This window comes from Ruegeria sp. HKCCA6837 (assembly GCF_013034475.1).
In the GTDB taxonomy this organism is placed as follows: domain Bacteria; phylum Pseudomonadota; class Alphaproteobacteria; order Rhodobacterales; family Rhodobacteraceae; genus Ruegeria.
The window spans coordinates 253,518-264,536 of record NZ_WQGD01000002.1; the positions used below are offsets into that span (position 1 = coordinate 253,518).

At 58.3% G+C, this 11,019-nt stretch carries 10 protein-coding genes; 5 read left to right on the forward strand and 5 right to left on the reverse strand.

Features of this window, described 5'->3' with window-relative positions; translation table 11 throughout:
• Positions 1 to 30 precede the first annotated feature (30 nt).
• On the reverse strand, positions 31 to 2,949 hold the full coding sequence (locus tag GOV91_RS05555; RefSeq protein WP_171234735.1) for an error-prone DNA polymerase: 2,919 nt from the start codon (positions 2,947 to 2,949) through the stop codon (positions 31 to 33).
• Between the two features lie 110 nt (positions 2,950 to 3,059).
• On the opposite strand from GOV91_RS05555, the gene GOV91_RS05560 reads away from it, so the two are divergent.
• Positions 3,060 to 3,524, forward strand: coding sequence for a DUF1203 domain-containing protein (locus GOV91_RS05560; RefSeq protein WP_171234736.1), 465 nt, complete (start codon positions 3,060 to 3,062; stop codon positions 3,522 to 3,524).
• Here the strand turns inward: GOV91_RS05560 and GOV91_RS05565 are convergent.
• Positions 3,521 to 4,510 carry an ABC transporter ATP-binding protein gene (locus GOV91_RS05565; protein WP_171234844.1) on the reverse strand — a complete coding sequence of 330 codons (990 nt, stop codon included), beginning with the start codon at positions 4,508 to 4,510 and terminating at the stop codon, positions 3,521 to 3,523. The genes GOV91_RS05560 and GOV91_RS05565 overlap by 4 nt on opposite strands.
• Before the next feature lie 87 nt (positions 4,511 to 4,597).
• On the opposite strand from GOV91_RS05565, the gene GOV91_RS05570 reads away from it, so the two are divergent.
• The 3 genes from GOV91_RS05570 (at position 4,598) to polA (ending at position 8,196) form a co-directional block, all read left to right on the forward strand.
• The gene (locus GOV91_RS05570; protein ID WP_170533977.1) at positions 4,598 to 4,774 is read left to right on the forward strand and encodes a zinc-finger domain-containing protein; all 177 of its coding nucleotides are present in this window, start codon (positions 4,598 to 4,600) and stop codon (positions 4,772 to 4,774) included.
• A gap of 82 nt (positions 4,775 to 4,856) precedes the next feature.
• Positions 4,857 to 5,327 carry a hypothetical protein gene (locus GOV91_RS05575; protein WP_171234737.1) on the forward strand — a complete coding sequence of 157 codons (471 nt, stop codon included), beginning with the start codon at positions 4,857 to 4,859 and terminating at the stop codon, positions 5,325 to 5,327.
• 70 nt (positions 5,328 to 5,397) lie between these two features.
• Positions 5,398 to 8,196: a DNA polymerase I gene (gene polA / locus GOV91_RS05580; RefSeq protein ID WP_171234738.1), complete on the forward strand. Its 2,799-nt coding sequence runs from the start codon at positions 5,398 to 5,400 to the stop codon at positions 8,194 to 8,196.
• Between the two features lie 42 nt (positions 8,197 to 8,238).
• Here polA and GOV91_RS05585 read toward each other — a convergent pair whose 3' ends face one another.
• Positions 8,239 to 8,469 (reverse strand): DUF2798 domain-containing protein, encoded by a 231-nt coding sequence (locus GOV91_RS05585; protein ID WP_171178849.1) that lies wholly within the window; start codon positions 8,467 to 8,469, stop codon positions 8,239 to 8,241.
• A gap of 62 nt (positions 8,470 to 8,531) precedes the next feature.
• Entirely contained in the window at positions 8,532 to 9,287 is a 756-nt protein-coding gene (locus tag GOV91_RS05590) for a hydroxypyruvate isomerase family protein (RefSeq protein ID WP_171178388.1), read from the reverse strand.
• A gap of 172 nt (positions 9,288 to 9,459) precedes the next feature.
• Between GOV91_RS05590 and GOV91_RS05595 the strand changes: the two genes are divergently transcribed.
• Positions 9,460 to 10,422, forward strand: coding sequence for a DMT family transporter (locus GOV91_RS05595; protein ID WP_171234739.1), 963 nt, complete (start codon positions 9,460 to 9,462; stop codon positions 10,420 to 10,422).
• On the opposite strand, the gene GOV91_RS05600 is transcribed toward GOV91_RS05595, so the two are convergent.
• A complete protein-coding gene (locus GOV91_RS05600; protein ID WP_171234740.1) occupies positions 10,405 to 10,980 on the reverse strand; it encodes a DUF1285 domain-containing protein in 576 nt (191 codons plus the stop codon). The genes GOV91_RS05595 and GOV91_RS05600 overlap by 18 nt on opposite strands.
• Between the last annotated feature and the right edge of the window lie 39 nt (positions 10,981 to 11,019).

Consider the following 11,019-nt stretch of genomic DNA (forward strand, 5'->3'; position numbering starts at 1 on the left):
TCTGTCCCGGGGCAATATCCACTTCAACCGTCATGCAACAGGCGTGGTTTTGTCGCGCGGCTCGGGCGTCAGGATATGCCGTAGCAAGGCCACCGGATGCGCCCGCAGGCTGAGGCGGGTGGCGACATAATCCTCGACCACCTGCTCACCCAATGTCATTTGCGGCAGATAGGCTTCGGGTTCGTCCAGCGCCTCACCTTCCAGATCTTGCGAGAAAAGCGGTAGCGGCTTGGCGGTTGCAATCGCCTTGGCCTGCCACAAGGCCTCGCGCCGGGTCAGGTCGCAGGCGGCGAAGGCATCGGCCTCGGCCAGCCGTTCGATCACCGGCGGCCCCAGACCCGCGCGACGCCACACATCGTCGACCTGATGGTAGCCGTTGCCGCGCGCAGCGGTCAGCCAGCTGGCGTCTTCCTCGCTGAGGCCTTTGATCTGACGGAACCCCAACCGCAGGGCCAGCCCACCATGGCCGTCAGGCTCCATCACATTGTCCCAGAAGCTGGCATTGATGCAGACCGGGCGCACCTGCACCCCATGTTCGCGCGCATCGCGTACGATCTGGGCGGGCGCATAGAACCCCATGGGCTGTGAGTTCAGCAGCGCGCAGGCGAAAATCCCGGGATGGTGGCATTTTATCCAGGCCGAGGCATAGACCAGCAAGGCAAAGCTGGCCGCATGGCTTTCAGGGAAGCCATAGGACCCAAACCCTTCGATCTGTGAAAAGCAACGCTCGGCAAACTCGTCATCATACCCGTTGCGCTTCATTCCGCGCAGGAATAGCGCGCGAAATTCGCTGACATTGCCATGCTTTTTGAAGGTTGCAAGCGACCGTCGCAGCCGATCGGCCTGTTCCGGGGTGAAACCCGCACCCACAATGGCGATCTGCATCGCCTGTTCCTGAAACAGCGGTACGCCCAGCGTTTTGCCCAGCACCTCGCCCAGTTCGTCCGAGGGGAAGCTGACCTCCTCCTCTCCGTTCCGGCGGCGGATATAGGGGTGAACCATGTCGCCCTGAATGGGGCCGGGGCGGATGATGGCGACCTCGATCACCAGGTCATAGAAATTGCGTGGCCGCATCCGGGGCAGGAAGTTCATCTGCGCACGTGATTCCACCTGAAACACGCCGATACTGTCGGCTTTGCACAGCATGTCATAAATCACCGGATCTTCGGGCGGCAGGGTTGCTAGTGTATAGCTGGTCTGGTGGTGTTGACCGATCAGATCGAATGCCTTGCGGATGCAGGTGAGCATCCCAAGGCTGAGAACATCGACCTTGAGGATGCCAAGCGAGTCGATGTCATCCTTGTCCCAGCAGATGACCGTGCGGTCTTCCATCGTGGCGTTCTCGATGGGAACAAGTTCGTCCAAACGCCCCTCGGTTATGATAAAGCCGCCGACGTGCTGGGATAGATGACGGGGGAAGCCGTCAATTTCATACACCAGCATTAGAGTCTGTTTTAGGCGACGGTCCTCGGGGTCGAGGCCGATCTCGCGCATCCGGTGCGCCTCGAGCCCGACGGTCGAGAAGAAACCCCAAAGCTGCGAGGACAGCGCCGAGATCGTATCTTCGGTCAGCCCCATAGCACGGCCGACCTCGCGAATGGCCCGCTTGCCCCGATAGTGCACGACCGTGGCGCACAGCCCCGCGCGTTCGCGACCATAACGATCATAGATGTGCTGGATCACCTCTTCGCGGCGTTCGTGTTCAAAATCCACGTCAATGTCGGGCGGTTCATCGCGCGCCTCAGAGACAAAGCGTTCGAACACCATCGTACCCATCTCGGGGCTGACTTCGGTGATGCCGAGGCAGAAACAGACCAACGAATTGGCCGCCGAGCCGCGCCCCTGGCACAAGATGCCCCGAGATCGGGCGAAATGGACGATGTCGCGAACGGTAAGGAAATAGGGTTCATATTTCAGTTTGCCGATCAGGGCGAGCTCATGGGCCAACATCTTCTGAGCTTTCTCTGACGCGCCTGCCGGATAGCGCCATTTCAACCCCTCATGTGCCAAACGGTGCAGGCGTTGGGTCGGAGTTTCCTGTTCGCTGCCCTCGCTGGGATATTCATAGCGCAGCTCGTCGAGCGAGAATGTGAGTTGCTCGCTCAGCTCATGGGCGCGGGCAACAGCGCCCTCGTGACCTTTAAAGATGCGCAACATCTCGGTCTCGGAGCGCAGGCGCTGTTCGCCATTGGCCAATGCCTCGCGGCCCAGATCATCCACCTTACGGCGCAGGCGGATGGCGGTCAGAACGTCGGCCAGCTTACGACGGGCCCCGTGATGCATCATCGGTGTGGCACTGGCGAGTGTGGGGATGCCCAGTTGCTTTGATTCAGTCTCTAACAAAGAGAAATATGCGCTGTCTGCGCCATCGTATCGAGGGTGCATCAACAGGTTTATCCGCCCGGCAAAGCGGCGCGTCAGTTGTTGCGCGTGTGTCCTCCATGCGCTCGCGCCGCCTTGGGATCGGTCCGCTTGTGGCCAGAGCAGCAGGTGGAGGCCGTCGGAAAACTCCAAAAGGTCGGACAGGTGCAGGATGCAGTCGCCTTTCTCGGCACGCAGGCGGCTAGTGGACAGGATACGGCATAGGTTGCCCCAACCCTGTCGGTTCAGCGGCAAGGCGGTGACGGTAGGTGCGTCGGTAAAGATCAGCCGCGCGGCTGGGATCAGGCGCGGCACTGCGTGAATCGGATACGAGGGCGGTTTGGGGATGTGGTCAGGGCAGGGTGGGCCGATGGAGGTGCTCTGCGCTTCCCACTCCAGCCGTTCGCGGACCTTGCGGGCAATCTCGCGCGCCTGGGTGTGGGCGCGGACAATCCCGGCGACCGAGTTGTCATCGGCAATCGCAATAGCGGGCAGGCCCAGGGTGACGGCACGCTCCATATACTCCTCGGGGTGCGAGGCCCCGGTGAGGAAGGTGAAGTTCGATGTGATCGACAGCTCGGCATACATGGCGAGTCACTATTATATTCACGTTTTGTTCTTTTTCGAGTCCTTTGCGCAGGAAACGGGTCGCTTGAGATCGATCAGATCGGCAGGGTCGGCAAAAAAGGAGGCCCGATATGTTCAAAATTACTGCATTACCCACCAACGAGGTACGCGCCCTTCAGGCCGGTGGTCCGGATGCTTATGGCGCAACGCCCGAACACGCCGTTTCGACTGGTGCAGGCAATCCATGCCGCCACTGCCTGCAGAACATTCCCGAAGGCGAAGAGATGCTGATATTGGCCCATCGCCCCTTTTTAGAGACGCATCCGTATGCGGAAACCGGCCCGATCTTTCTGTGTGCTAAACCGTGCGAGCGGCATGAGGGGGAAGAGATGCCCGAGATTCTGACCACCTCTCCTGACTATTTGATCAAGGGCTATGGTGCGGATGACAGGATCGTCTATGGCACCGGGGCGATCACGCCCATGGAGCAGATCGGCGCAGCGGTGAAGGGCATCTTTGCTAGACCGGATATCGCTTATATCCATGTCCGCTCGGCCAGAAACAACTGCTATCAGGCGCGGATCGACCGCGCCTAAAGCTTAACGCGGTGCATTCCCCGGCGCGGCTGGTCCTGATCGTCTGCAGGTTCCTCGGCGCGCGACGAAGTCAGTGCAAGGAACACATCCTCAAGATCGGCTTCCTCGGTACGCACGTCACGAATACGGATACCCACGGCACGGACGGCTTCCAGCACCTGCTCGGCGCTGGTTTGATTGCCCTGATATTGCAGCACAAGGCTGCCATCGTCGCGCAGCGCGGCTTCGACCCCTTCTGTTGCAGGCAGTTTCGTCACAGGGTTGTCCGGAACGATCACCATCGTCCGGCTGTCCATCCGACCCAGCAAGTTGGCGGTGCTGTCCTGCGCGATCTTTTCGCCATGGTTGATGATGGCGATCTCGTCGCACATCTCTTGCGCTTCTTCCAGATAATGCGTGGTCAGGATGATGGTCATGCCCTGTTCATTCAGTTTGCGCACATTGGTCCAGAGCATCTGACGCAGTTCAATATCCACACCTGCCGTGGGTTCATCCAACACCAGAATCTTCGGGTGATGCACCAGCGCCTTGGCCAGCAAAAGCCGCCGCCGCATCCCGCCCGACAGCGTGCGGGCATACGCCTCGGCCTTGGCGCTGAGACCCACCAGTTCCAGAATCTCATCGCTGCGGCGCTGCGCCTTTGGCACGCCATAAAGCCCGGCCTGAACCTCCAACGCTCCACGTGGGGAAAAGAACGGATCCAGGTTCAGCTCTTGCGGCATCACGCCAATGGCGGAACGCGACTGGCGCGGGTTCTGATCCTGATCGAATCCCCAAATAGATACATGGCCCGAGGATTTCACAACCAGCCCAGCGAGAATGTTGATTAGGGTCGATTTCCCAGCTCCGTTTGGCCCCAACAGCCCAAACACCGACCCGCGCGGAACGGTCAGGTCTATGCCTTTCAGCGCGTGTTTCTCGGGCTGGCCCTTGCCGCCGCGATAGGTTTTGCGCAGCCCTTCGATCCTGATTGCCGCATCGCTCATGTGGCTCTTGCCCCCGGTTTGCTCATCGCTCATAAACGCACCTAGTACATGCCCGCGAGGCCGACAACCGAAGAAGGATCGCCAGCCGTGACCATCGAAGCGCCGGAAACCAAGATCGTCGAAACCACCCGTGTTGCCTGTGATGGCGGTGAAGGTGCGTTGGGGCATCCGCGCGTGTGGCTGCAAATCCCCGAAGACACCGGCTGGGTCGAGTGCCCCTATTGCGACTGCAAATATGTTCTGAAGGGCACAGAACAGGGCTGATTGCCCGCCTAACCGGGTTTCGCCCAAATCTCGCCGCGATTTTCATGGTAGTGCGTTGGTACAACCATCGTAGGTGAGTGTGATGACCGACATGACTGCCACTGACACGGCCAACCCGGTTTTTGGTTGGATCGGGTTTTTCCTTGCTGCATTGGCTTTGTTCGCTGCGTTGTTTGTGTTCTGGGCCGGTCCTTTTGCGCCGCAACAGTCCACCGGCGTTTCGTTGGGTGAACTGGCGGCAGAGCTTGGCAAATCCACCCTACGCGCCGCAGCCGGGCTGGAGCAGCCCGCACCCGTGGCCCAAACCCGTGACCTGGACGATTACTTGCAAATTGGTGTGGCTATGCTGGGTGGGCTGGCAATTGTTGTCTCGGTGATTGGCATTCTTAGTCACGAAAAACGACGCCCGGCCATCGCCGGAATGGCCATTGGAACTGGCGCGATCCTGTTCCAGTTCTTCGCCTTCGCTTTCTTCGCTTTCCTCGGCGTTCTGGTGATCATGGCGCTTCTGAACAGTTTCTCAGACGTTTTCGGCGGCCTCTTTGGTGGCTAACACACGTTCCTGACTGGTCACCCGCGTGCCCCTGTGGCAGAACCATCCCTGACCGACAGGGAGAGCGCGCATGAGCAATTTTGGAAAAGGGTGTCACCTGCATCTGATCGACGGATCGGCCTTTATTTTCCGGGCTTATCACGCGCTGCCTCCGCTGACTCGAAAATCCGACGGATTACCGATCGGGGCGGTCTCGGGCTTCTGCAACATGCTGCAGAAATATGTCGAGGGAAACGCCGGACCAGATGCGCCAACCCATGTCGCGGTGATCTTCGACAAGGGTTCGCACACGTTCCGGAACGATCTCTACGATCTGTATAAGGCCAACCGCGAGGCGATGCCTGAGGACCTGCGCCCGCAGATGCCTCTAACGCGCGAGGCGACAAAGGCTTTCAACATCGCCTGCAAAGAGCTTGAGGGGTACGAGGCCGACGACATCATCGCCACGTTGGTCGTTCAGGCGCGTGAGGCCGGAGGCCGTGTGACTATCGTAAGTTCCGACAAGGACCTGATGCAATTGGTTGGCGACGGCGTTGAGATGCTGGATGCGATGAAGAACAAGCGCATCGACCGGGACGGGGTTATCGAAAAATTCGGTGTTGGCCCTGAACGGGTGGTCGATGTGCAGGCTTTGGCCGGGGATTCGGTGGACAATGTGCCGGGTGCCCCTGGGATTGGCGTGAAAACGGCAGCTCTGCTGATCAATGAATATGGCGATCTGGAAACGCTGCTGGATCGCGCGGAAGAGATCAAACAGCCAAAGCGCCGTCAGACGCTGATGGAAAAACGAGACCAGATCGAGCTGTCCAAGAAGCTGGTGCAATTGGACGAAAACACGCCGCTGGATTTCACTCTGGACGATCTTGAGGTCAAAGACCCGGATGCCGAAACCCTTCTGGGGTTCCTGGCCGAGATGGAGTTTCGCACTCTCACCAAGCGCATCGCAGATAAACTGGGGGCCGAAGCTCCGGTGATTGCTGACGCGCCTGCGCCTGCGGCTGAAGAACCAGAGGCAACGCTTATTCCGTTTGATGCGTCGAAATACGAGTGTGTACGCGACGCCGAGGCCCTGCAAAAGTGGATCGATAAGTCCTACGAGCGCGGTTGGGTCGCTGTCGATACCGAAACCACCGGTCTGAATGAGATGATCGCCGATCTGGTCGGCGTCTCGCTTTGTGTTGAAGCTGGTGAGGCTTGCTATATCCCGCTGACCCACCGCGATGGGGCCGCCGATGATCTGTTCGGCTCGGATGCATTGGCTGAGGGTCAGATGCCGTTGGATGAGGCTCTAACCTTGCTGAAACCGATGCTCGAGGATCCGTCGATCCTAAAGATCGGGCAGAACATGAAATACGATGCCAAGATCTTTGCGCGCCATGGCATCAACGTTGACCCAATCGACGACACGATGTTGATGTCTTATGCGATGCATGGCGGCGAGCATGGGCATGGAATGGACACATTGTCCGAGCGGTATCTGAGCCATACGCCAATCCCGATCAAGCCGCTGCTGGGATCGGGTAAATCCGCAATCACATTCGACAAGGTTCCAATTGATGAGGCCACGGCCTACGCCGCTGAGGATGCGGATATCACCTTGCGTCTTTGGCAACTGTTCAAGCCTCAACTGCATCAGGTCCAAGTGACGACGGTGTACGAGACGTTGGAACGCCCCTTGGTGCCCGTCTTGGCCGAGATGGAGATGCATGGCATCAAGGTGGACCGCGATGTGCTGAGCCGTATGTCTAACGCATTCGCGCAGAAAATGGCCGGATTAGAGGCTGAAATTCACGAGCTGGCCGGTGAGACTTTCAATGTTGGATCGCCTGCGCAGTTGGGTGAGATTCTGTTCGACAAAATGGGTCTTGAGGGTGGCAAGAAGGGGAAGACCGGGAAATATTCGACCGGGGCGGACATTTTGGAAGATCTTGCGACCGAGCATGAACTGCCGCGCCGGGTGCTGGATTGGCGGCAGCTGTCCAAGCTGAAATCGACCTACACAGATGCGCTGCAGACCCATATCAACCCCGATACCGGGCGGGTGCACACGTCTTATTCCATCACCGGCGCGAATACGGGACGTTTGGCCTCGACCGATCCGAACCTTCAGAACATCCCGGTGCGGACCGAGGAAGGGCGACGCATTCGTGAGGCGTTTATCGCTGAGCCGGGCAATGTGCTGGTGAGCCTCGACTACAGTCAGATCGAACTGCGGATTCTGGCGCATATTGCGGATATTCCGACTTTGAAACAGGCATTCTCGGACGGGTTGGACATTCACGCCATGACGGCATCCGAGATGTTCGACGTGCCGCTGGATGAGATGACGCCCGACATTCGCCGTCAGGCCAAGGCGATCAACTTTGGTGTGATATACGGCATCTCGGGTTTTGGTCTGGCGCGGAACCTGCGCATTCCGCGGGCCGAAGCCCAGGGCTTCATCGACCGCTACTTCGAACGTTTCCCGGGCATTAGAGCCTATATGGATGACACCGTCGCCTTTGCCAAAGAACATGGCTATGTCCAGACCTTGTTCGGGCGCAAAATTCATACGCCCGAGATTAACGCCAAGGGACCTCACGCTGGGTTCTCAAAACGGGCGGCGATCAATGCGCCCATTCAGGGCACTGCAGCGGATGTGATCCGACGGGCCATGGTGCGGATGCCTGGGGCGATCAATGGGCTACCGGCTAAGATGCTGCTGCAGGTGCATGACGAATTGTTGTTCGAAGTGGCCGAAGATTCCGTGGATCAGGTGATCGGCGTGGCACGCGACGTGATGGAGGGTGCCTCGGATCCGGCAATCAAGCTGGACGTCAAGCTGAGTGTGGATGCCGGGCAAGGCGCGAATTGGGCCGAGGCGCACTAGCGACGCGCCTCATCCGGCCCGGCGGGCCATCTTCGTCGCGGGTCAGTCTTGTGGCCTGACCATGCGGTTCACCATGCGTTGCACGGTTGGGCCAAACAGAAGAATCACGGTGAAGGCTATCGGCCAGCAAAAAGCCCAGGATGCCAACCAATCTCCGAATGTGCTGGGGCCGAAACCAATGGCTTTCACTGTTGCGATCCCTGTGACGATGCAGGACATGAGGCCGGACATGATCAGGCTGAATACGGCGCGGGCATAGCGGGCTGGAATCATGGCGGGTATCCTGAAGGGCGTATTGCCTTTGATCTGCAGCATTTGCCTGTGAAATGCCAGTGCTAGGGCTGCATCCAATCAAGGCTGTCGGAGGTTTTCGATGTCGAAGGTGTGTATTCGGCACTGACCCAACCCGTATATCCCGCGGCATGCATAGCCGAAAACAAGCTTTGGAAATCCGTGGGTCCCCGACCCGGTTCAGACCGATCCGGGGCAGCGCCGATCTGGGCATGGGCCACTCTGCGATGAAATCGATCCCAAACGGCCTGCGCGTCGCCGTGGATCATGTGAGCATGAAAGCTGTCATATTGCAGGCCGACATTCGGGCGATTAACACGATCCAGAACCTCAGCTGCCAGATCGTAGTCGTTCAGGAAGTATTCAGGCTGCGACACCGAGTTGAGCGGTTCAATCGTGAACTGCTGTTGAGGCGCAGCATCAGCGGCCCATTGCAGATTTTGAACAAAACACGACAGAGCGTCCAACCCCGAGGCGTACCCTGACATGATGTGAATGAATCCGGGGCGCAGCATGTCCGCATAACGCAGAACGCGGCGGATATCCGACTGAAACCGGGCCTCGCCCCCCGGGACCGCGGCGAAACCGGGTTGGCCGCCCGTGTAATTAGGGGGTGGGGCGTTGATCAGTATCAATTCCAACCCGTTGGCCAGCAAGGCGCGGCGGGTTTCTTTAGCGGCTATGTCATAGGGGAACAGGATTTCAACAGCAGTGAATCCCGCATCAGCAGCGGCCTGAAACCGGTCGAGATAAGGCAGTTCGGTAAAGAGCAACGACAGGTTGGCAGCAAATCTGGGCATGAGAGGTCTTCGGTTGTGGCAGTTTGACCCTAACCGTCGCGCAGTTTCCGGGGAAGGGACTGAAAACGACAAGTTGTCGAAAATCGGCCAGATCATGGACAAAGGATCAGGGACAGTCGGGCCGTAGCAGCGAATCATTTTTCACGCTGAACCAACAAAAAGGTCTAAACTCATGGCCATGAGCCCTGAACCCGTGCGCGGGGCGACAGTTCTTTTGCCTGCTGGCCGCAACTCGGTCCTGTCCGGCAATGGTCTGGCAGTGGCTTCGATGATGACTTGGGCTGCGGGTTTCCCTGCCGCTGAGATCCTGTTGCAAAGCTGGCCACCTGTCGCACTGCTGGCTGCGCGTCTGGCAATGGCCGTGGCTGTGATGGTACCGCTTTGGTTCATTCTGGACGGGCCCAGCCGCGTACTGAGGGCCAAATGGGGTCGGGCAATGATCATCGGCGGGTTCGGTTTTGGGATCGGCATGTTCCTGTTGATCCTTGCACAGAAACTGACAGATCCCGTCACCGTTGCAATCATTGCGTCCTGCGCTCCACTGGCGGCAACATTGCTGGAACTTGCCGCTGGCACCCGACGTTTGAAGTGGAATTTTGCCCTTGGTGTCTTGGTATCGATTGTAGGTGGATTGATAGCAACAAGCGCCGGTTCACCGGCACAACTGGGGCTGGGCGCGGTCTGCGCAATCGCTTCAACCGGTCTGTATTGCTGGGCCAGCATGGCGACGGCACGGGACTTTCCCGAGCTCAGCCAGATCGGCCGCACAACGATCACGTTTACCGGCGGATTGCTGATGGCCAGTGCTCTGTGTTTTGTTTCTGCGCAAATGGGTTTGGACGTGATGCCGCGTGCGTCAGTTGATGCGCAGCAGGTTGGCATGCTTGTGATCTATGCACTGATTGCCATGGGGCTCAGCCAGGTTCTGTTCATCGCTTCGGTTGGTAAATTGGGCGTTGCGCTCGCGTCGTTCCACATCAACGTCGCACCGTTCTACGTGATGCTGATCATGCTGATGCTGGGGGATGACTGGAATTGGACCCGCGCGCTGGGCGCGGGTGTTGTTGCTCTGGCCGTTGTTTTGGCGCAGCATCGTGCGCCTCGACAGTCCCGAGGATCAGCCAAGCTCGGTTGACGGGATCAGCCCAAAGAATTCTTGGCCTGACCAAACGCCAAACCAGCCGTCATGGTGGGTGCCAATCTCGACCAGGCGGTAGAAACTTTTGCGATCTATGCGTGCTTCAAGATCGGAACGGATCATGATGTAGGGTGAAGGTTCGTTTGTCACCGGGTCAATAACGATCCGGATCGGATGATCTGAACCTGCAACAGCATGATCGCCAACATGAGTTGTAAAGGTCAGGTTTTGCTGCTCGCCTTCGCCCTCACGATCAAAATCCACGGCGACAAACGGGGCGTCTTCAACAGTGATTCCCACTTTCTCGACCGGTGTGACGAGGAAGTATTTCCCATCTTCTTTCTTAAGAATTGAGGAAAATAGCATCACCAGCTCGAAACGGTTGATGGGCGAGCCTAAATAACTCCAGGTGCCATCTTTTGCGATATGGATGTCCAGATCGCCGCAAAACGGGGGATTCCACAGGTGAACGGGCGGTAAACCCTTGGTTTTGGCCGCTTTGACTGATGCAGCCAGACCATCCGGCGACGGTTTCACAGGTTTTTGTCCGCTCATTGCTTTTGCCATTTCCTCTTAGCGCGATACACTTCAATC